The sequence below is a fragment of the Streptosporangium minutum genome (assembly GCF_002149035.1).
Lineage (GTDB): Bacteria > Actinomycetota > Actinomycetes > Streptosporangiales > Streptosporangiaceae > Streptosporangium > Streptosporangium minutum.
The window spans coordinates 1-20,099 of record NZ_NGFP01000172.1; the positions used below are offsets into that span (position 1 = coordinate 1).

At 70.5% G+C, this 20,099-nt stretch carries 19 protein-coding genes and 1 pseudogene; 9 read left to right on the forward strand and 11 right to left on the reverse strand.

Annotated elements, in window-relative coordinates:
• The 6 genes and pseudogenes from CA984_RS29890 to CA984_RS29915 all read right to left on the reverse strand — a co-directional run.
• Window positions 1–199, reverse strand: a pseudogene (locus CA984_RS29890) (c-type cytochrome biogenesis protein CcsB); the annotation flags it as partial.
• Window positions 189–1,772, reverse strand: a complete 1,584-nt coding sequence (resB, locus tag CA984_RS29895; protein ID WP_242676249.1) for a cytochrome c biogenesis protein ResB — start codon at window positions 1,770–1,772, stop codon at window positions 189–191. The gene resB and the pseudogene CA984_RS29890, both read right to left, overlap by 11 nt.
• A gap of 83 nt (window positions 1,773–1,855) precedes the next feature.
• The gene (locus tag CA984_RS29900) at window positions 1,856–2,590 is read right to left on the reverse strand and encodes a cytochrome c biogenesis CcdA family protein (RefSeq protein ID WP_086576848.1); all 735 of its coding nucleotides are present in this window, start codon (window positions 2,588–2,590) and stop codon (window positions 1,856–1,858) included.
• Window positions 2,591–2,613: 23 nt separating this feature from the next.
• Entirely contained in the window at window positions 2,614–3,183 is a 570-nt protein-coding gene (locus CA984_RS29905; protein ID WP_086576849.1) for a TlpA family protein disulfide reductase, read from the reverse strand.
• 56 nt (window positions 3,184–3,239) lie between these two features.
• Window positions 3,240–3,878 carry a histidine phosphatase family protein gene (locus CA984_RS29910; RefSeq protein WP_086576850.1) on the reverse strand — a complete coding sequence of 213 codons (639 nt, stop codon included), beginning with the start codon at window positions 3,876–3,878 and terminating at the stop codon, window positions 3,240–3,242.
• A 260-nt stretch (window positions 3,879–4,138) separates the two neighbouring features.
• Window positions 4,139–5,083 carry a LysR family transcriptional regulator gene (locus CA984_RS29915; RefSeq protein ID WP_086576851.1) on the reverse strand — a complete coding sequence of 315 codons (945 nt, stop codon included), beginning with the start codon at window positions 5,081–5,083 and terminating at the stop codon, window positions 4,139–4,141.
• Window positions 5,084–5,157: 74 nt separating this feature from the next.
• On the opposite strand from CA984_RS29915, the gene CA984_RS29920 reads away from it, so the two are divergent.
• Window positions 5,158–6,093 (forward strand): EamA family transporter, encoded by a 936-nt coding sequence (locus CA984_RS29920; RefSeq protein ID WP_086576852.1) that lies wholly within the window; start codon window positions 5,158–5,160, stop codon window positions 6,091–6,093.
• Between the two features lie 159 nt (window positions 6,094–6,252).
• On the opposite strand, the gene CA984_RS29925 is transcribed toward CA984_RS29920, so the two are convergent.
• The 3 genes from CA984_RS29925 to CA984_RS29935 are packed head-to-tail and all read right to left on the reverse strand — an operon-like array spanning window position 6,253 to window position 9,466.
• Window positions 6,253–7,767, reverse strand: a complete 1,515-nt coding sequence (locus CA984_RS29925) for a carboxyl transferase domain-containing protein (RefSeq protein ID WP_086576853.1) — start codon at window positions 7,765–7,767, stop codon at window positions 6,253–6,255.
• 43 nt (window positions 7,768–7,810) lie between these two features.
• A complete protein-coding gene (locus CA984_RS29930) occupies window positions 7,811–8,974 on the reverse strand; it encodes a CaiB/BaiF CoA transferase family protein (RefSeq protein WP_086576854.1) in 1,164 nt (387 codons plus the stop codon).
• Between the two features lie 24 nt (window positions 8,975–8,998).
• Window positions 8,999–9,466 carry a cupin domain-containing protein gene (locus tag CA984_RS29935; RefSeq protein ID WP_086576855.1) on the reverse strand — a complete coding sequence of 156 codons (468 nt, stop codon included), beginning with the start codon at window positions 9,464–9,466 and terminating at the stop codon, window positions 8,999–9,001.
• 284 nt (window positions 9,467–9,750) lie between these two features.
• On the opposite strand from CA984_RS29935, the gene CA984_RS29940 reads away from it, so the two are divergent.
• From CA984_RS29940 to CA984_RS29965, 6 genes are all read left to right on the forward strand, one after another.
• Window positions 9,751–11,214: a purine-cytosine permease family protein gene (locus tag CA984_RS29940; protein ID WP_086576856.1), complete on the forward strand. Its 1,464-nt coding sequence runs from the start codon at window positions 9,751–9,753 to the stop codon at window positions 11,212–11,214.
• 67 nt (window positions 11,215–11,281) lie between these two features.
• Entirely contained in the window at window positions 11,282–12,013 is a 732-nt protein-coding gene (locus CA984_RS29945; RefSeq protein WP_165781464.1) for a GntR family transcriptional regulator, read from the forward strand.
• Window positions 12,014–12,245: 232 nt separating this feature from the next.
• The gene (gene cnbZ, locus CA984_RS29950; protein ID WP_086576858.1) at window positions 12,246–12,998 is read left to right on the forward strand and encodes a 2-amino-5-chloromuconate deaminase CnbZ; all 753 of its coding nucleotides are present in this window, start codon (window positions 12,246–12,248) and stop codon (window positions 12,996–12,998) included.
• Between the two features lie 115 nt (window positions 12,999–13,113).
• A complete protein-coding gene (locus tag CA984_RS29955; protein WP_086576859.1) occupies window positions 13,114–13,515 on the forward strand; it encodes a RidA family protein in 402 nt (133 codons plus the stop codon).
• Window positions 13,516–13,519: 4 nt separating this feature from the next.
• The gene (locus CA984_RS29960) at window positions 13,520–14,365 is read left to right on the forward strand and encodes a fumarylacetoacetate hydrolase family protein (protein WP_086576860.1); all 846 of its coding nucleotides are present in this window, start codon (window positions 13,520–13,522) and stop codon (window positions 14,363–14,365) included.
• 108 nt (window positions 14,366–14,473) lie between these two features.
• Entirely contained in the window at window positions 14,474–15,859 is a 1,386-nt protein-coding gene (locus tag CA984_RS29965) for an amidase (protein ID WP_086576861.1), read from the forward strand.
• Window positions 15,860–15,980: 121 nt separating this feature from the next.
• On the opposite strand, the gene CA984_RS29970 is transcribed toward CA984_RS29965, so the two are convergent.
• Window positions 15,981–16,460, reverse strand: a complete 480-nt coding sequence (locus tag CA984_RS29970; RefSeq protein ID WP_086576862.1) for a DNA-binding protein — start codon at window positions 16,458–16,460, stop codon at window positions 15,981–15,983.
• A 191-nt stretch (window positions 16,461–16,651) separates the two neighbouring features.
• On the opposite strand from CA984_RS29970, the gene CA984_RS29975 reads away from it, so the two are divergent.
• The gene (locus tag CA984_RS29975) at window positions 16,652–17,257 is read left to right on the forward strand and encodes a Uma2 family endonuclease (protein WP_242676250.1); all 606 of its coding nucleotides are present in this window, start codon (window positions 16,652–16,654) and stop codon (window positions 17,255–17,257) included.
• On the opposite strand, the gene hemL is transcribed toward CA984_RS29975, so the two are convergent.
• A complete protein-coding gene (hemL, locus tag CA984_RS29980; RefSeq protein WP_108724631.1) occupies window positions 17,254–18,549 on the reverse strand; it encodes a glutamate-1-semialdehyde 2,1-aminomutase in 1,296 nt (431 codons plus the stop codon). The two genes, CA984_RS29975 and hemL, sit on opposite strands and share 4 nt — an antisense overlap.
• A gap of 401 nt (window positions 18,550–18,950) precedes the next feature.
• On the opposite strand from hemL, the gene CA984_RS29985 reads away from it, so the two are divergent.
• A partial coding sequence (locus CA984_RS29985) for a sensor histidine kinase (RefSeq protein WP_086576865.1) occupies window positions 18,951–20,099 on the forward strand: 1,149 nt, incomplete at its 3' end.

The following is a 20,099-nucleotide window of genomic DNA, read 5'->3' on the forward strand; positions in this document are numbered from 1 at the left end:
CCTCCGAGGCGGGCGGGGCGGCCGGACCACCGCCGACCGTGACGAGCGCGGGTTCGGCGACCGCCCTGGCCTTGACCTTTGACCGGCCGAAGCCGAGATCGAGGGCGTAGCCGATCATTGCGAAGACGTAGAGCAGCACCGTCGCCAAGATGAGCTGATCACTCAACAGGGCGAGGCCGGCGTCGACCTCAGCGGGCATCCTTCACTCCTGGATTCAGAACAGAGACGATCTCGGCGAACTCGTCGCTGAAATCGCTGCCTTCGGTGCGCGTGAGACCGCCCACCTCGACGTGTTTACGGTCATGCTCGTGACCGGACCCGCCGGACGCCTCCGCCGGCGCGTCCTTCACCCGTACCCACACCCTGCGGCGTCGAACGGTCAGGGAGAGCACCAGGCCGAGGACGGCCAGCGTGGAGGCCACGAACGCGGGCATCCGGCCCGGGTCGTAGGCGATCTGGAGGGCGATCCACTCCTTGACACCGGTGAACTCGATGGAGCCCGTGCCGCCGGGCAGGTCGAGCTTCTTGCCCACGGCCAGCGGGTCGGCCTTCATGACCAGCGGCTTCATCTTCTTCAGGCTGGCCGGGTCGAGCTCGTAGACCGACTGCGGCCGGCCGTTCTTCATTCCCAGGTCACCGGCGAACGCGCCGTAGACCTGGGCCGTGGGGTTGGCGGCGCCGGGGAAGACCGACACCCAGTCGTTGTTCAGCGGCACGGTGGTCGGCCGGAAGGCCACGAGGAGGCCGAGCTGTTCCGGCTGGGCGTCCGGCACCTTGATCACGCACTCGGAGGTGAAGTTCGCCGGCTGGGCGACCAGGCACGGCACCGGGCCGTCGAAGGCGACCTGCCCCTTGCCGTCCGTGATCTTGAAGGTGGGCGCGTACCCGTGGTCGATCAGGTAGGTCTGCGTGCCGTTGACCTCCAGCGGGTCGTTGACCTTGAGGGCGTAGTCGCGCTCGGGCGCCCCGGGGGCGTCGGTGACCTTGAGCTTCGCCTCGAAGTCCAGCGGCTGTCCCCGCCGCTCCCCACTGGCGATGTAGGTGGCCTGGAAGTCGTCGAGAGCGAAGGAGAAGGGCTCCAGCGACTCGGCGCTCACCTGCTGGCCGGGCATGTAACGGTCATAGGCCGCGACCGTGTTGGCGAAGCCCTCGCCCTCCACGACCAGCACATTGCCGCGGTAGCCGTACAGCGTGCCCATCCCGACCGCCACCAGCAGTCCCAGCAGCGCGACGTGGAAGACCAGGTTGCCGGTCTCGCGCAGGTAGCCCTTCTCGGCGGCGACCCAGTCCGGGCCTGTGGTCACCCGGAACCGCCTGGCCCGCAGCCGCGCGGCCGCCGTCTCGACGGTCAGGTCGCTCTCGAACGAGGCGTGCTGGGGCAGCCGGACCAGGTTGCGCGGCGGCGCGGGCGGCTTCCTGCGCAGCTCGCGCAGGTGGGCCTTGGTGCGCGGGAGCACGCAACCGATCAGCGACAGGAACAGCAGCAGGTAGATGGCCGCGAACCACGGCGCCTTGAACACGTCGAACAGCCAGAACCGGTCCAGCCACTCGGCGAGCCGCGGGCTGTCGTCGAAGTACTGGACGACCGCGGCGTCGGAGACGCCGCGCTGCGGCCAGATCGATCCCGGGATCGAGGCCAGCGCGAACAGGAACAGCAGGATCAGCGCGGTCTTCATCGAGGTGAGCGTGCGCCAGAACCAGCGCGCCCACCCCACGGGGCCGAGCTTCGCGGGCCCTGCCTCGGGCTTCTTCTCGGTCAGGGTCGTGTTCACGCTCGCGCTCACTCGGCTGCTCGTTGAGTCGGGACTGCTTCCGCCCGCCTGCCGTTCCCCGGCGGTCTGCTCGACTTCCTCCATCAGATCACCGGCTCGAATCCGCCGATCCATCCCTGCATCGTCACGATGAGCTCCCCCCAGAGCCCGGTGACGAGCAGCAGGCCGACCGCGACCAGCATGCCCCCGCCCACCCTGGTGATCAGCTGCGAGTGGCGGCGGACCGCCTTGAAGGTGTGCAGGGCCTTGCGGTAGGCCAGTCCGGCCGCCAGGAACGGCAGGCCGAGACCGAGGGCGTAGACGAAGGCGAGCAGCGCGCCGCGTCCGGCACTGCCCTCGGTGAGGCCGAGGGTGAGGACGACCCCGAGGGTGGGGCCGATGCAGGGGGTCCAGCCGAGGCCGAACACCACGCCGAGCAGTGGCGCGCCGGCGAGGCCGGCGGCCGGGAGCCGGTGGATGCGGAAGTCTCGCTGGAGGCCCGGGATGACCCCCATGAAGGCCAGCCCCAGGACGACGGTGAGCGCGCCCAGCACCCGCGTGATGATGTCGGCGTTGCCGAGCAGCGCCGCGCCGAGCCCGCCGAAGAGCGCCCCGCCCGCCACGAACACCGCGGCGAAGCCGAGGACGAACAGCGCGATGCCCGTGACCATGCGTCCCCGTTTGGGGTCGGCGCTCATCCCGGTCACGTAAGACAGATAGCCGGGGACCAGCGGCAGCACGCACGGCGACAGGAAGGAGACCAGACCGGCCGCCAACGCGATCGGCAGCGCCAGTGCGAGCGACCCGCTCGCCACCGTGCTCGCCAGATCAGCGCTCATCGCGCCTCCACCGCCGCTCCGGGTTACCTCTCATCGCCGACCTTGTTGACCGCGTTGAGGAGATCGTTGTACTTGACCGCGCCGAGCGCCCGGGCGGCGATCCGGCCCTGCCGGTCGATGATCAGCGTCGAGGGGATGGCCGCCGGGGGGACCGTGCCCTGGAAGGAGAGCGCGACCTTGCCCGGCTGATCGAAGATGCTCGGGTAGCCGGACTGCTGGGTGCGTTCGAAGGCGATCGCGTCGGCCTTGCGGTCCTTGAAGTCGATGCCGAGGAACTCCACGCCGCCGGCCTTGGTCTTGGCCGCGATGTCCTTGAGCACCGGGGCCTCGGCCCGGCAGGGCGCGCACCAGGAGGCCCAGAAGTTCAGCACCACGACCTTGCCCTTGTGCGCGGCGAGCGTCGCGGAGCCGCCGTCCAGGGTCTCCCCCTCGACCGCGGGGGCGGGCTTGCGGTCGGCGGCCTCGAATACGGTGATCTTGCCATCGCCGGCCACGAAGCGGGTGTCCCCGGTCTGCGGCTGGTTCCCCTGGGTACCGGCGCATCCGGCCACGGTCAGGAGCAGCACGGCAGCGGCGAAGGATTGTGCGCGCATCAGAGGCAGGGTCTCCCTGTACTACAACCGGTAGAGCAGTAACTCTACCGGCGAGGTCACGCGCCCGGCACAGTGGGGCGCTTGACGAGCGCGCCTGCGGGTTCGCTGTAACCCACGCTGATCAGCCGGTCTCCCTCGAAGGAGAAACTGGTGAGGCTGGCCAGCCCGCACTGCCTGCGGCGGGGGTCGTGCGGGAGCCGCCTGCGCTCGGCCGCGAGCCGGATGATCCAGATCGGGAGCTGGTGGCTGACCATGATCGCCTCGTGCCCGCGAGCCGCCTCGCGGGCGGTGTCGATCGCACCCTTCATCCGCTGGACCACGTCGGTGTAGCGCTCGCCCCAGGAGGGACGGAGCGGGTTCCACAGATGGCGGTAGTGGCGCGGGCTGCGGAAGACCCCGTCGCCGTTGCCGACCGGGACGCCCTCGAAGATGTTCTCCGCCTCGATGAGCCGGTCGTCGACCGTGATCTCCAGGCCGAAGGCCGCGGCGAGCGGGGCCGCGGTCTCCCGTGCCCGCTCCAGCGGGGAGGAGAACAGGGCGACGACGTCACGTCCGGCGACCGACTTGGCGACCGTCTCGGCCATCTGCCTGCCGGTCTCCGACAGGTGGTATCCGGGCAGCCTGCCGTAAAGGACGTTAGCGGGGTTGTGCACCTCACCGTGGCGCAGGAGGTGAACGACGGTGGTCTCAGCCATGGTGCCGCAAGCCTACCGACTGGTACGGGTGAATAGCGCGTATAGACGGACGGTTCTGGCCGTGCCAGAGGGACGCGATCAGGGTCGTAGCCGGTCACATCCGGGGGCCGCGTTCTAAAGGCCGCTTCTCGCGGCGGTTCGCGCCGGTCCTCGCCCCGGCCCCGGTGACGCCGACCGTCCGCCGCCGGAGCCTGATCGCACCGGTCCGGCCGCCGCCGTCAACGGCGGCGGCGTGGTGGTGATGATGGTGACGATCGCCCTCAGCCGGTGGCCCGCTCCTCGGCCGGTTCGACCGGCTCGACCGGCTGGTGGGAGAGCGAGACGGCCCTGAGCGCCTCGACCGCGGCCCTGATGGCCGGACGCCGGGCCGCGTCGCTCCGCCAGAGCGCGTAGATCTTGCGGATCGGGCGCGGCAGGATCGGGACGGCCCGCACCCCGGAGGGGAGGTGGTCACGGCCGAGGCGGGGGATGATGGCACAGCCCTGCCCGGCCGCGACGAGGGCGAGTTGGGTCGGGTACTCATCCGCCATGCAGGCGATGTCGGGCTCCAGCCCGGCCGAGCGCAGCGTGTAGACCAGCCAGTCGTGGCAGATCGTGCCGGGCGAGGAGCTGATCCAGCGATCTCCGGACAGCTCGGCGAGCTCGATCTCGGACCGGGCGGCCAGCGGGTGGCTCTCGGGCAGGATGACGTCGGCGATGTCGTCGAAGAGCATCGCGCGCGACAGCCCCTCGGGGATGGCCATCGGCCGGTTCACCCAGTCCTGGACCACCGCGAGGTCGAGCTCGCCCCTGGCCACCTCGCGGATCTGCCGCTCGGGCTCCCGCTCGATGAGCTGGAGCCGGAGGTCGGGATGGCGCTCCCGCAGGTGGACCAGCGCGCCGGGCAGCAGCCCCCGGGCCGCCGTGGGGAAGGCCCCGATGCTCAACCGCCCCACGACCTCCCCCCGCAATGCCTCGAAGTCGGCCTCGGCGGTCTCCACCAGTGCGAGGATGCGCTCGGCGTGGTCGGCGAGCAGGCCGGCCGCGTCGGTCAGCCGCACCCCGCGCCCGTTGCGCTCCAGCAGCGTCGCGCCGGTCTCCCGCTCCAGCTTGGCGAGCTGCTGCGACACCGCGGACGGGGTCACCATGAGCGCGTCGGCCGCCGCGCCGACCGATCCGTAGACGGACACGGCATGCAGGGCCTTGAGACGGTTGAGATCCAACATGTAAGCAACTCTAAATGATGGCGGTAAGAAAGTCTCGCTTGTGCTGAATTATCATTGTAAATAAGGATAAGTAGATGCGAACCAGGCATCTCTTCCTGGCCATCGGCCTCGCCGCCGTCTGGGGCTTCAACTTCGTGGTCATGGAGGCGGGACTCAGGCACTTTCCGCCACTGCTCTACGTGGCGCTGCGCTTCACCCTGGCCGCCTTCCCCGCCGTGCTGTTCGTCGGCGGCCCCCGGGTGCCCTGGCGGTGGGTCCTCGCCGCCGGGGCCACGCTCGGCGTCACGCAGTACAGCCTGCTCCTGCTGGGCATGCGGGCCGGCATGCCCGCCGGCCTCACCTCCCTCGTCGCCCAGGTCCAGGCGGTCTTCACCGTGATCCTCGCGGTGGCGCTGCTCAAGGAGCGGATCACCGCCCGCCGGGTCGCCGGGATGGGCATCGCGTTCGCGGGACTGGCCCTGATCGCGCTGGACCTGGGCGACGGCGGCCCGATCGGCGCGTTCGTCCTGGTCGTCGGCTCCGCGCTCGCCTGGGGCGCGGGCAACATCACCCTCAGAAAGGCCGCGCCGCCGGACTCGCTGCGCTTCATGGTGTGGCTGAGCGCGGTGGCAGCCGTTCCCATGCTGGGCCTGTCCCTGCTGGTGGAGGGGGTCCCCCGGCTGGAGTTCTCGGCGGAGGGCACCCTGTCGGTGCTCTATGTGGCGCTGATCTCCACCCTGGGCGGCTTCGGCGTGTGGGGCTTCCTGCTGAAGCGGTACGACGCCTCGGTGGTCGCCCCCTACAGCCTGCTCGTCCCCGTCTTCGGGATGTCCTCCGCCGCCCTGTTCACCGGAGAGCCCGTCTCCCCGGTCAAACTCGCCGCCGCCGCCCTCATCATCTCCGGCGTCCTGTTCGCCGGCACCCGCCCCGCGAGCCGTACGGCCTCCGCCGGGAAGGCACCCCGGCAGAGCCCGGAGCCCGGACCGCCCGACCCCTCCGGCTCGCACCGGGAGGCCTCGACCCGCGCTTAGTTTCGCGGCGGACGGTCCGCGTCGCTTCGCTGACGGTGCGGCGGTTCCCGGGGGTGCGCGCCGCGAGGGTCCGGCCGGCGTATAAAAGGACCGGAACCACTACGCCCGCCAGGCCGAAGGTCTGAATCCCCCGGGCCGGGACCAACGACGGCCGGCTGATCACCCGAGCCGGCGGTACCGTTCGCGGCGCGCGGCGATCCGTTCCGCGGGGTCGCGCCGGGCAAGCGCGGCGAGCTCCTCTTCGAGGACCACGCCCACGCGCGCGAGGAACACCTCCGGTTCGTCGGCGGCGTCCGGGAGTTCCGCGACGATCCGGTCGACGACACCGTTTCTCAGCAGATCGGTGGAGCGCACCCCCTGCCGCTGGGCGATCTCCGCCGCCCGGTCGGTCGTCCGGTACAGGATCGCGGAGGCCCCTTCGGGGGGAAGCGGGGAGAGCCAGGCGTGCCGTGCCGCGATGACGCGATCGGCAGGCAGCAGGGCGAGCGCTCCGCCGCCGACCCCTTCCCCCATCAGGAGACACACGGTCGGCGAGGGAAGGACCACGAGGTCCGCCAGGCACCGTGCGATCTCTCCGGCCAGCCCACCCTCCTCGGCCTCCCGGGACAGTGCGGCACCGCCCGTGTCGATGATGGACACCAGGGGCAGCCCCAGCTCGGCTGCCAGGTGCATGCCGCGGCGAGCCGCTCGGAGCCCCGCCGGGCCGAGAGCGGGATGACCGTCCGGCAGGTCCCGGTCATGACCGAGGACCACGCAGGGGACGGTCCCGAAGCGGGCGAGGGCGAGCAGCAGGGCCGGGTCTCGTTCGCCCGAGGCGGTCCCGCTCAGCGGGGTGACATCACTGGCCGCCCGGTCGAGCAGGGCTCGCACCCCCGGGCGGTCGGCGCGCCGGGACCTGCCGATCGACTCGGCGGCGGGGAGACCGCCGGCCGATGCGGTGACCGATCCGCTGGAGGCGTCGTGCGCGGGAAGGCCTGCCGCCGGAAACTCCCGCGGCGCGTGCAGGACGTTCAGGACGCGCGCCACCGTCTCGGCGAGCCGGGACGGCGGGAACACGGCGTCCAGCAGGCCGTGCGCGAAGAGGTTCTCCGCGGTTTGCACGCCGTCGGGAAACGGCGCGCCGTGTATGGCCTCGTAGACGCGGGGCCCCAGGAAGCCGACGAGCGCGCCGGGCTCGGCGGCCGACACGTGGCCGAGCGATCCCCAGGAGGCCAGTACGCCACCGGTGGTGGGGTGCCGGAGGTAGACGAGGTAGGGCAGTCCCGCCTTCCGGTGGTCGGCGATCGCCGCCGTCACCTTCACCATCTGGACGAAGGCCAGGGTGCCCTCCTGCATCCGTGTGCCGCCCGACGAAGGCGACGCGAGGAGGGCGAGCCCTTCCCGGGTGGCGCGCTCGACCGCTCGCACGAGCCGCTCGCCGGCCTCGATCCCGATGGATCCGCCGAGGAAGGCGAACTCGCATGTCATGACCGCGACCCGGTGTCCGCCGATCGTCCCCTCTCCCGTGACGACGGCCTCGTCCAGGTTGGTGCGTTCCCGGGCGCGGGCCAGATCGGCGCGGTAGGCGGGGTCGGCGGGTACGGAGGAGACGGGTTCGTCCCAGCTCCGCCAGGATCCGGGATCCACGACGGCCTCGATGAGAGAGACGGCGCCGAGTCCCGTCTGGACGGTCATGGGCACCGATCCGTGACCGCGGGCGTGTGTACCGGCGCTGATGTCATGTCTCCAACCAAGCCAGGATCGTGTCGGTGTGCTCGCCCAGGGTCGGGGGCGGCAGGTGCCCCTCCCGTCCCCCGGCGTACGGGGCGTCGTCGAGTCGCAGCGGCGGCCCCGGCAGGGTCACCACGCCGAGAGTGGGATGCTCGACGTCGATGAGCAGCCCCTGCGACCGGGTTTGCGGCCACTCGTACACCTCGTCGAGGGTGCGGACCCTGCCCGCCGGGATCCCCGCCTGGTCGAGCCGTGCCAGCCACACTTCGGCGGGTTCGGCGGCGAAGGCGGCCTCGATCGTGTCGATCAGCTCCCGCCGGTGGGCGACGCGGTCGCCGTTGACCGCGAATCGCGGGTCGGCCGGATCCAGCCCGACGAGCGGCGCGAACGCCCGCCACAGGCCGTCGCTGCCGACCGCCACCTGGATGGGCGCGTCCGCGGTGTGGAACAGGCCGTACGGGCAGATGGACGGATGGTGGTTGCCGGTCGGCCGCGGCACCTCACCGGCCACCGTCCACCGGGTGCCCTGGAAGGCGTGGACCCCCACGATCGCCGCGAGCAGGCTGGTGCGCACCACTCGGCCCCTGCCCGTGCGTGCGCGTTCGTGCAGCGCCGAGACCACGCCGTACGCGCCGTACATGCCTGCCAGAAGGTCGCCGATCGGGACGCCGACCCTCGTCGGTTCCTCGGCCGACGGGCCGGTCAGCGTCATGAGCCCGGCCTCGCCCTGGGCGATCTGGTCGTAGCCCGCCCTGCCGCCTTCGGGCCCGTCGTGCCCGAAGCCGCTGATCGACAGGATCACGAGTGCGGGATTGAGCTCGTGCAGGCGCTCGGTGGAGAAGCCCAGGCGGGCCAGCACGCCGGGACGGAAGTTCTCCACCAGCACGTCGGCCCGGCCGACGAGCCGGCCGAGCACGTCACGCCCCGCCTCGGACTTGAGGTCCAGCGCGATTGACTCCTTGTTGCGGTTGCAGGACAGGAAGTAGGTCGATTCGCGCCGGCCCTCAGGCCCCACGAAAGGAGGGCCCCAGCCGCGGGTGTCATCGCCGGAGCCGGGGTGCTCCACCTTGATGACCCGCGCCCCCATGTCTCCGAGCATCATGGCCGCGTGCGGGCCCGCGAGCGCTCTGGACAGGTCGAGGACGACCACGTCGGACAGCGGTCCGGTCATGTGTGTCACCGTGGGATCCGTCGATCAGGCGCGCCCGAGTCTCTCGTGCAGCGCCGGGCCGACGAGCTTGGCCTCGTACTTGGCGTAGATGGCCTCGATCTCCTCCTGGCCGGCGCCTTCGGGCAGCTCGTCGAACTCGCCGAAGAGCTCCTCGTATCCACCGGGGGTCATGATGTTGACGACCCGCACCGGCCCCTGGTCCTCGCGCAGGTTGTCGAAGGTGTGGGGAAGGCCGGGCGGTACGGTCGCGAAGTCCCCCGGCTCCAGGTCGTACACCTCCTCGCCCATCTGGATGGTGAGCACGCCGCTGAGGATGTAGAAGGTGTCCTCCTGCCGCTCGTGGACGTGGAGTTTCGGGCCGGTGTGGAACTCGAGATCCATGATCATGAAGTCGATCCGGCCTTCCGTGTCACGGCCACCGACCTTGAAGAGCGCCGGGCCGGTCTCGTAGGCCTTGCCTTCGGATCCCCTGACGACTATCCCTCGCAGCATCGCATCCTCCTGCGCCTTGCCGGCCGTCCCGTGTGACGTCGTGACGCCACACACCGAACGGATTGGTCATTCGTATTACCTTGGACCACTATTCTCCCCGCCCCAGATTCCTGTCAAGGCCAGGAAGGGCCGACGCGGTGCTTGATCACGTCGCTGAGCGGGACGTTCTCCAGGAAACGATGAGTGAACGACTCTTGACGCACAGGTTCCCCTCCCCTACACAATGGCATACGTATGACAAAGCTCACCCCGATTTCAAGATCGAGGGGTAGAGAGGTGGCGTAATGAGTGCCGGAGACAACGAACGGCGAGAACTCGAGGAAGCCCTGCACGTCGACGAGATCGGCATCAGACCCGTACCGCCCGGAGGACGTGACGCCACGGCGCTGCAGCAGTTCTGGATCTGGGCGGGCGCGAACCTCGCACCGATCAGCTGGATCGTCGGGACCGTGGGGATAGCGCTGGGGCTGAGCCTGCTCGAGACCATCCTCATCGCCGTCATCGGGCAGGCCGTCGGAGCCCTCATCTTCGGCCTGTTCGCGCTGATGGGGCACCGCACCGGCGTCAACCAGATGGTCCTCGCGCGGGCGACGTTCGGACGCCGCGGCGCCTATCTGCCCGCGCTCCTGCAGACGCTCATGGCCACGGGGTGGATCGGCATCAACACCTACGTCGTGCTGGACCTCTGTCTTGGCATCGCCCACCAGATGGGCCTGCAGCCCGGTGACACCGTCAAGTACGGGCTGGCGGTCGCGATCATGATCGTCCAGGTCGTCATCGGCGTCCTGGGCTTCTACGCCATCCGCACGTTCGAGAAGTACACCGTCCCGGTCGTGGCCGTGGTCATGGTGATCATGACCGTGGTGGTGCTGACCAGGCTCGGGGACATCAGCTGGACCGAATCGTCGCTGGCCGGCGGCGAGCGGTTCACCGCCGCCACCCAGCTGCTGACCGCGGTCGGCGTCGGATGGGGGATGGGGTGGATCACGTGGGCCTCGGACTACAGCAGGTTCACCCGGCCCGGCGTCTCCCCCAGGCGTCTGTACGCCGCCTCGGCGATGGGCATCTTCGCCCCCCTGTCCTGGCTGTCGATTCTCGGAGCGCTCTCCGGTACGGCCTCACAGGCGGGCGATCCGGCCGAGATCGTCGCCTCCCTCTTCGGCGTCATGACCGTTCCCGTCCTGTTCGTGATCCTGCACGGGCCGGTGGGCACCAACATCGTGAACATCTACACCGCCTCGCTCGGACTTCTCTCGCTCGACATGAAGCTCAAGCGCACCACCGCCAGCCTGCTCACCGGCGTGGTCGGCTTCCTCCCCCTGTTCGTCTTCATCGAGTCCGAGAGCTTCGCCGCCGGTTTCACCAACTTCATGTCGTCGGTGGTCATATGGCTCAGCCCCTGGGCCGGTGTGACGCTGGTCGACTGGTACGTCGTACGCAAGCGGCAGGTGGACTGCGACGCGCTCTACGCCGACCCGCGCACCTCCCGGTACGGCGACGTCAACATGCGAGCGGTCTCGGCGTTCCTCGCCGGCCTCGCCTCCGCCTGGGCGTTCCAGTACGGTGCCATCGGAGCCTTCCAGGGCCCCGTCGCCCGCGCGACGGGGAACGTGGATCTCTCCTGGGCAGCCGGCATCGGCGTCAGCGCCGTCCTCTACTTCCTGCTGACACGGGGGCGGGCGGGCGCCGCGGCGGCACCCCCTGCCCACCGGGCCGAACCGGCGGGCGAAAACGTGGTGTCTTCATGAGGACTTCCATCCAACATGTAACGTATATCGTAGGACGAAGACAGAGTGCCAACTCAGAGAAGGCAGCGTGGCCATTCAGCCGTTCAACAAGGCACCTCTCGTGGATCAGGTGCGGGGCACCATCCTCAAGGCCATCCTCGACAAGCAGTTCGTGGACAAACTGCCTAACGAGGACGATCTGGCGGGCATGCTCAACGTGAGCCGCACGACGGTCCGCGGTGCGCTGGCGAGCCTGGAGCGGGAAGGGATCATCACCCGGCGCCGCGCGCTGGGCACGACGATCAACCAGCATGTCCATCCCTCCGCGCTGGCCCTGCAACGGCTGGTCGGCTTCACGGACCTGCTGCGGGAGAAGGGGCACGACGTCCATGTCGAGGCGGATCGCTGCAGGGTGGAACGGCTGCCCAAGGACCTGGTCGCGGCCTTCGGCGACAGCCTCCCCGACGGGGAGACGTTCCTCACCGACACCCGCTTCTACGCCGACGGGCACCTGGCCATCTGCATCCGCGACGCGGTTCCGTGGTCCCTGCTCCAAGACCCCTCCGGCCTGCCCCGACAGGACCCGCCCACGCAGTTCGATTTCGCGCGCGCCTATCTGGTCGAGCCCATCGACCACGCGGTCGTCGAGATCCTGGCCACGGTGAGCCGGAGCGGCGAGACGCGGCTGCAGATCCCGGAGGGCGAGGCGTTCACGCGGCTCCTGGAACGCCACTACACGCGTGAAGGCCGCATGATGGCCGTGTCGCTCGTCGACGTCGACAACGGTTACGTGGTGTTCGAGGTCGTCCGCCGCATGTGAGCGGTTTCGACGGCCCACCAGGTGACCCACCATGTGAGGAGCGGTCCGCGTCGGTGACGCGGGCCGCTCCTTTTTTCACGCCGCACGTCTGACTCTCCCGTCGGACCACGGCGCCCAGGCGGCCGGAGAGCGGCCTCGTCGGGCATCCCGCACCCCTGTTCCACTTCTCAGACCAGGCATCTTGCCGCTAAAGTCGTTTGTAGTACGATAGACAAAGAGAAAGGGAGGTGTCATGGAGCTCCTGGATTTCCACCCGGGCGGATACCGCTTCATCAAGGTCGAAGGCGTGTTCCAGTTCTCCAGCGGAGTGGCCGCGGCCCCGGGGTTCGCGTTGGAGCGGGTGCGCTTCGCCCGTCCCGTTCCGCTCGCCGAGGGCTTCGCCGCCGCCGAGAGACATCTGACGGCCATCGGACGGCCGACCACCGCGTTCGCGGCCTGCGAGCTGAGGTCGTCGGCCCCCTTCACCGAGCAGGGCTTCATCGACTTCAACCGTGTGTACGTCAAGACCCTGGAACGCTGGGGTCTCTACTCCGACGGCGTCAACCCGGTGGCCCGGACGAACGTCTGCCCCGCCTACGACAAGCCGGAAGTGCCGTCACTGCACGCTTTCTCGTACACGGTCGAGTCCGACAGTCCTCAGCCGACCTTCGTGCTGGCGGGCAACGCCGAGTGCGCCCAAGGTCCGGGGGAGTATCGCGACAGCATCGTCCGCCGGGGAGATACGTCCATCGACGCCATGCGCGACAAGTTGCGTTTCGTCCGGGCGGAGCAGGAGGAGCGGCTCCGTGTGCTCGGCCTCCAATGGCGCCATGTCCTCAACACTCAGGCCTACACCCTGCACGAGGTGGGACCGCTGCTCCGCGAGGAGATCTTCGCCTACGGCGCCGGCACCGGAGCGGTCACCTGGCACCTGGCCAGCCCGCCGGTGGTCGACTGCGAGTACGAGATGGACGCCCGTACCGTGCTGCGCGAAATTCTCCTGTGATCCACAGCAGGACGATCACGGCCGGCTCCCGCCGGGCCGGCGCGGGCCGTCACCGGCTCCGTTCCCGGCGCCCGGCAGAACATCATCGGAACGAACCCTCACGTGAAGGGCCGTCATGGCGAAGCAGCAAGTGACATCGGAAGCCGTCAGTTCCCCCAGCGGGCACTTCTCCCAGGCGATCGCGACCCAGGCGCGCGGCAGGCTCCTGTTCCTGTCCGGGATGACGGCGCGCCTGCCCGACGGCACGGTCACCGGGGCGGGCGACATCGACGCGCAGACCCGGCGCGTCTGCGACAACATGAAGAACCTGGTCGAGGCGGCGGGCGGGGCGATGGAGGACATCGTGCGCGTCGACGTCTTCGTCAGGAACATCGAGCACTTCACGGCGATCCACCGGGTGCGTCGCGAGTACTTCCCCTCGCCGCCGCCGGCTTCGACCCTCCTTGAGGTGTCGAAGATGGTCCACCCCGACATGCTCATCGAGATCAACGCCATCGCCGTCATCCAGGACATGTGACGATATGAGACTTACAACCTTCCAGACTCCTCAGGGTGCCACCACCTACGGCGCCGTCACCGACCGCGGCCTGGTCGACCTCGGAGCGCGTCTCGGCACCCGCCATCCCGATCTCAAGTCACTCATCGACGACGACGCGACGGTGCTCGCGAGCGAACATCTGGACAAGGTGGACTACGCGGCGTCCGACGTGACCTGGCTCCCGGTGATCCCCAATCCAGGCAAGATCATCTGTGTCGGCCTGAACTACGAAGATCACCGTGCCGAGACGGGAAACTCGGTGAGCGCGCAGCCGGCGGTGTTCCTGCGTGTCCCCGAGTCGCAGACCGGCCACGACAGCCCGCTGCTGCGCCCGCGCGAGAGCGACACGCTCGACTACGAGGCCGAGGTCGCCGTCGTCATCGGACGTTCCGGCCGCCGGATCGCCCCCGATACGGCCTGGCGCCACGTAGCCGGGCTGAGCTGCTACAACGACGGCTCCGTGCGCGAGTTCCAGCGTCACACGCACCAGTACACTCCAGGTAAGAACTTCCCGCGGACCGGCGCCTTCGGGCCCTGGATGGTCACCATGGACGAGATACCCGCCGACAGCGCCCTCACCCTGTCCTGCCGCCTCAACGGCAAGATCATGCAGCAGGCGACGACCAACGAGATGATCTTCTCGATCCCGCGGATCATCTCCTACGTGTCGACGTTCACCACGCTCGCGCCGGGAGACGTCATCGCCACCGGCACTCCGGGGGGCGTCGGAGCGCGCAGGTCACCGCAGGTCTTCATGCGGCCGGGCGACACCGTCGAGGTCGAGATCGACAGGATCGGTGTGCTGCGCAACACGATCTCCGATGACTGAGACCCCGCTCACCGGCCGCTCGCGGAAGGCGGGGAGCCGCCGGACAGGGCAGCGGCTCGCGGCAGGCCTTCCGGGCACCGGAGGGACGGACGGCAGACGGAGCCGGTCATGAGCGATCTCCACTTCCTGGGCATCTCCGAACTCGGTCCGATGCTGGCCGCCCGCGAGCTCTCACCCGTGGAGCTGTGCCAGGCGCTGCTGGCCCGTTGCGCGTCACTGGAGCCCCTGCTCAACGCCTTCGTCTCGCTTCCGTCGGAGCGCATTTTCGCCGACGCCCGCGTCGCGGAAAAGGAACTGCGTCGCGGGGACGTGCGGGGACCGCTGCACGGCGTGCCGATCGCCGTCAAGGACAACATCGACGTCGAAGGAGAGCGGACCACCGCGGGCTCCAGGGTCCTCGCGGACGCGAGGGCCACCGGCGACGCCGTGATCGTGGCCCGGCTGCGGGCGGCGGGCGCCATCGTCTTCGGGAAGACCAATCTGCCCGAATTCGCCTATGGGCCGCTTGACGCCTACCACTACGGGCCGACCCGTAACCCGTGGGACCTCCAGCGGTATGCCGGCGGCTCCAGCATGGGGTCCGGCGCGGCCGTGGCGGCGGGCCTGGTGCCGGGTGCCATAGGTACCGACACGACTGGTTCGATCCGTAACCCAGCGGCCTGGTGCGGCGTCGTGGGCCTCAAGCCGACGTTCGGCCGTGTCCCGACGACCGGGGTCATACCGCTGGCCCGGACGCTGGACCATGCCGGGCCCATGGCGCGCTCGGCGGAAGACTGCGCCGTGCTGTTCGACGCCGTCGCGGACCATGACCCGGGGCGGGCCGAGGCGTCGCACCGGGAGGGGGCCGGCCGGGCGACGCCGCTCCGCCGCTCCGTGCGCGGCCTCAGGGCCGGGGTGCTACGCGGCTGCCTGTGGGAGCCGCTCAGCGCCGATACGGCCGCCGCCCTGACCGTGGCACTCGCCGCCCTGCAGGACATGGGGCTGGAGGTCGTCGACGTCGAGGTCCCGGCGTGGAAAGCCGCCGCGGAGGCCGGTTCCACCATCCTGGCCTGCGAGGCCTCGGCGGAGTACCGCCGGTTCCTGCGGGAGCGTCCCGCGGACCTGATCCCCCAGATCCGTGAGCGGCTGGAGGGCGGGCTGGCCGTACCCGCGCCCGACTACGTCGACGCCCTGCGCGCCACCCAGCGACTCCGCGCGGAGCTGGCCGAACTGTTCGCGCGTGTCGACGTCCTCGTCCTGCCGAGCCGTGAACGCACGGCTCCCAGGATGGAGGCCACCGGGAGGCTGACCGAGCCGATCGGCGGACCTCTGTACGCCGTGCCTCTGAACGGGACCGGCCTGCCGGCGGTCTCGATCCCCTGCGGATTCGGCGCGGACAGCTTGCCGATCGGCGTTCAGCTGGCCGGGCCCGCGTGGGGTGAGGCCACGCTGCTGGCGCTCGCCCACGCGTACCAGAAGGTCACCGACTGGCACACCCGGCGGCCGCGGCCGTAGGGGGCAGGATGCCGCCGGGCGTACGGCGCGCCGGGTCGGCGGTGGGCCGCCGTACGTGGATCAGGGTAGGACAGGGGAGCGCCGGCCCCCCTGATCCGCCGCACCACCCCCGCCGTCCGTGTCACCTGTCCGTGTCACCTGCCTCTGCTCCCGCGCCACCGCCGCCCCCGTCGGGGGTCACGCGACCGGCCAGACGTTCGTAGCGCTGCCTGGCGGCCTGGGAGGTGCCGAGGCCGAGGCCGAAGGCGATCTCCTGCCAGGTGAGGCCGCGGCCGCGCGCCATCAGCAGGAGCCCCGCCTCCAGCTGGTCCATCTCCGCGCGTGCCAGCGGGATGAGGGTCAGGGCGGCGGTGATGTCGGCGTTGTCCACCTCCGGCTCCCCCTCCTCCCGCTCCGCGGCGCCTCCCGCGAGAACGGACACGAGCCTGATGGCCTCGTGCGGGCCGAGGACGTCGGGGTGGACCTGCCGGGAGCGCTGCGCCTCGGTGGCCGCGTGCCGCTCGGCGATGCGGAAAAGGGACGCGTACACGCGATGCGCCCGCGCCTGGGCCGGGTCGGGCGGGGTGAAGGGGTCGGGCGTCTGATCAGACTCGGCGTTCATGCGACCAGCATGGCCCTTCCAACAAATCGTTGTCAACAATTTGAAGCAAACAATTTGTTCACATTGAAGTCGCGATTCACTCCATCAAGAAGAGGCACCCCTCTGACATCAACGCCGGAAGCGGAGAGAATGGACCGAAGGCAACGGAGACGATCTGAATGAACACACCGGGTGACGGAGACGATGTTGCGGTGACCGACGTGAGTGGCGCACTCGACTACTGGCCGTCCCCACCCCCATGGGGATGGACCGCCGACGACCTCGACCGCCTTCCGGCAGAGGGACCGAACGGCGAGCCCGACTTCTTCAAGCACGTCGAGCTGATCGATGGAGCTCTCGTCTTCGTCTCCCCCCAGAAGCGCTTTCACCAGCGCATGATCCGCCGCCTCACCGAGGCCCTCGACGCACAGGCTCCCGAGCACCTGTCGTCGGTCGATCAGATGGACGTCAAGCTCGGGCCCAGGATGCGTCCCTGTCCTGACATCGTGATCATCAACACGGTGGCCGCCGTCGACGACGACCGGACGTTCTACACCCCCGACGAGGTCCACCTCGTCGTCGAGATCGTCTCACCCGAGTCCGAGGACCGAGACCGCAAGACCAAGCCGTTCCGCTACGCCGAAGCCGGGATCGCGCACTTCTGGCGGGTCGAGAGCAACGACGGCAGCCCCGTCGTCCACGTCTACGAGCTCGATCCCGCCACCGGCGCCTACAGCCTCACCGGCATCCACCACGGACGCCTGACCGTCCCGGTCCCCTTCCCCATCGACGTCGATCTGGACAAGCTGCCCCGTTAGGAGGCCTGGGCGGCGGCCTTGGCGGCGATCGGCAGGGCGTCGGCGACGCGGGACAGGGCCTCGTCGTCGTGGGCGGCCGACAGGAACCAGGCCTCGTAGGCCGACGGGGGCAGGTAGACGCCCTGGTCGAGCATGGCGTGGAAGAAGGCCCGGTAGGCGGCGGTGTTCTGCTTCTGGGCCCCGTCGAAGTCGGTGACCTGGTCCTCGGTGAAGAAGACGGAGAACAGGCTGCCCGCGCGCTGCAGGCGGTGCGGCACCCCGGCGGCGGCCAGGGCGTCGGCGGCGGCGCGGCCGATGACCAGGGCGGAGGCGTCGACCCGGTCGTAGACCTCGTCGTCGCAGGCGCGCAGGGTGGCCAGGCCGGCGGCGCAGGCCAGCGGGTTACCGGACAGGGTGCCGGCCTGGTAGACCGGCCCCTCCGGAGCGAGGTGGGCCATCACGTCGGCGCGGCCGCCGAACGCGGCGGCGGGCAGACCGCCGCCCATGACCTTGCCGAAGGTCATCAGGTCGGCGTCCACCGGGTCGAGGCCGTACCATCCGGCCTCCGACACCCGGAAACCGGTGAGCACCTCGTCGATGATCAGCAGGGCGCCGTGCGCGGTGCAGAGCTCGCGCAGCGTGGCGTTGAACCCGTCCAGCGGCGGGACGACCCCCATGTTGGCCGGGCAGGCCTCAGTGATCACACACGCGATCTCGGCGCCGAAGGTCCGGAAGGCCTCCGTCACGGCCTCGACCGAGTTGTAGGGCAGCACCACCGTGTCGGCGGCCGAGGCGCCGGTCACGCCGGGGGTGTCGGGCAGACCGAAGGTGACCAGGCCGGACCCCGCCGAGGCGAGCAGGGCGTCCACGTGGCCGTGGTAGCAGCCGGCGAACTTGACGACCTTGGACCGGCCGGTGAAGCCGCGGGCCAGCCGTACCGCGGACATGGTGGCCTCGGTGCCCGAGCTGACCAGGCGGACCTTCTCCACCGGCTCCACCCGGGCGACGATCTCCTCGGCGAGCTCGACCTCGCCGGGCGTCGCCGTACCGAACGAGGTGCCCGCCGCCAGGGCGTCCTGCAGCGCCTCGATCACGGCCGGGTGCCGGTGCCCGAGGATCATCGGCCCCCAGGAGCAGACCAGGTCCACGTAGCGGTTGCCGTCCACGTCGGTGATGTAGGGCCCCTGGCCGGAGGCCATGAAGCGGGGGGTGCCCCCGACGGCCCCGAAGGCGCGGACCGGAGAGTTGACACCTCCCGGGACGATCTCACGTGCGCGGGCGAACAGGTCCTCGGAGTTCTCAGTACGGCTCACGCCCTCCAGGGTAGTCACCGGGGGGACAGCCCCCGCCAGAGCGGGTGATCCGACCGGCCGGTCCGGCCGGGGCCGAGATCGGCGCGGGCCGCGTCTCCCGGCTGAAGGCTCCCGGGCCGGTGATCGGAGGCCCGCCGTCCTCATCAGGGCGCCCTCGGGCACGCCCGGACCGTCCAGACACACACGGGCGCACCGCCGGCACCGGTGATCCGCCCTCCGGCACGCCCGGAATGCCCAGACACACGCGGACGCACCGCCGGCATCGGTGATCCGCCCTCGGGCGGAATCGGACCGTCCAGGCGCACGCGGGCGCGCCCAGGTTCGGCGGGATCCCGGAATCCGCCCCGGAACGGGACACCAGCCCCGGGACGGCGGGACACGGGGTGGGGGATCCTTCGGTCATGGCAGTGACGACACCCCCTGCCCGGGGGCCGGGACCCCGGCCGTCCGGCGTCCACCTCGTACTCAACCGCGTCCTGGTGTACGGCGGGCTGGCGGTGGTCACCGGCGGGATCTACTCCGGGCTGACCTGGCTGGTCACCACGTCGGCCGGCAGCCAGGACGCGGTGGCCGGGCTGGTCGCGGCGCTGGCCGCGGGTGCGGTCTTCCACCCGGCACGGCTGCGCCTGCAGCGGGTCGTGGACCGGTTGCTCCGGGTCGAGCGCGACCCCTACCGGGTGGCCGACCGGCTGAGCCGCACCCTGCAGGAGGCCGTCGATCCCGCTGAGGGGCTGGTCACGGCCGCAGCGCTGGTGCGCCAGGCGCTCCGCGCCGACGGCGTCGCCGTCGAGGTCCACGGCGGGCACACCGGGGTCGTCCTCGACGGCGAGCTGGGAGACCGGCCGGTCGAGACTCCGCTGGTCTGGCACGGGGAGCCGGTCGGGCGGCTGCTCCGCAACGGGCCCGGCGCCTCGCCGGACCTGCTGGACGCGCTGGCCCGGCACCTGGCGGAGCTGGCGCACGCCGTACGGCTCACCGCCGACGTGCGACGCTCCAGGGAGCGCATCCTCACCACCCGGGAGGAGGAGCGACGCAGGCTCCGCCGTGACCTGCACGATGGGCTGGGGCCGACGCTGGCCAGCCTGGCGATGACCGTGGACGAGGCCAGGCTCCGGCTGGAGCGGGATCCCGAGGCCGTGGAAGAGCTGCTGATCCGCGTGCGCGACCAGATGGGCGCCGCGATCGGCGACGTCAGGGACCTGGTGTACGGCCTGCGCCCACCCGCGCTGGACGACCTCGGCCTGGTCGGCTCCCTGCGCGCGCTGGCCGACGCGCCGGGACCGAGGGTGGACATCGCGGTGGCCGGCCCGCTGGGCGACGTGCCCGCGGCGGTGGAGGTGGCGGCCTACCGGATCGCCCAGGAGGCGCTCACCAACGTCCGCCGCCACGCCCAGGCCACCACCGCCCTGGTCCGGGTCGAACTGCTCCGGGCCGAGACGGTCCAGGCCGAGACGGTCCAGGCCGAGACAGATCGCACCGGGGTGGAGCAGACCGGGCCGGCGTCCGCCGGAAGCGGGACCGTTGGAAACGGGGCCGCCGGAAGCGGGACC

Coding starts and splice junctions, on each gene's coding strand:
- CA984_RS29900 (WP_086576848.1), bottom strand. CDS start 2,590: ATGAGCGCTGATCTGGCGAGCACGGTGGCGAGCGGGTCGCTCGCACTG.
- CA984_RS29905 (WP_086576849.1), bottom strand. CDS start 3,183: ATGCGCGCACAATCCTTCGCCGCTGCCGTGCTGCTCCTGACCGTGGCC.
- CA984_RS29910 (WP_086576850.1), bottom strand. CDS start 3,878: ATGGCTGAGACCACCGTCGTTCACCTCCTGCGCCACGGTGAGGTGCAC.
- CA984_RS29915 (WP_086576851.1), bottom strand. CDS start 5,083: ATGTTGGATCTCAACCGTCTCAAGGCCCTGCATGCCGTGTCCGTCTAC.
- CA984_RS29920 (WP_086576852.1), top strand. CDS start 5,158: ATGCGAACCAGGCATCTCTTCCTGGCCATCGGCCTCGCCGCCGTCTGG.
- CA984_RS29925 (WP_086576853.1), bottom strand. CDS start 7,767: ATGACCGTCCAGACGGGACTCGGCGCCGTCTCTCTCATCGAGGCCGTC.
- CA984_RS29930 (WP_086576854.1), bottom strand. CDS start 8,974: ATGACCGGACCGCTGTCCGACGTGGTCGTCCTCGACCTGTCCAGAGCG.
- CA984_RS29935 (WP_086576855.1), bottom strand. CDS start 9,466: ATGCTGCGAGGGATAGTCGTCAGGGGATCCGAAGGCAAGGCCTACGAG.
- CA984_RS29940 (WP_086576856.1), top strand. CDS start 9,751: ATGAGTGCCGGAGACAACGAACGGCGAGAACTCGAGGAAGCCCTGCAC.
- cnbZ (WP_086576858.1), top strand. CDS start 12,246: ATGGAGCTCCTGGATTTCCACCCGGGCGGATACCGCTTCATCAAGGTC.
- CA984_RS29955 (WP_086576859.1), top strand. CDS start 13,114: ATGGCGAAGCAGCAAGTGACATCGGAAGCCGTCAGTTCCCCCAGCGGG.
- CA984_RS29960 (WP_086576860.1), top strand. CDS start 13,520: ATGAGACTTACAACCTTCCAGACTCCTCAGGGTGCCACCACCTACGGC.
- CA984_RS29965 (WP_086576861.1), top strand. CDS start 14,474: ATGAGCGATCTCCACTTCCTGGGCATCTCCGAACTCGGTCCGATGCTG.
- CA984_RS29970 (WP_086576862.1), bottom strand. CDS start 16,460: ATGAACGCCGAGTCTGATCAGACGCCCGACCCCTTCACCCCGCCCGAC.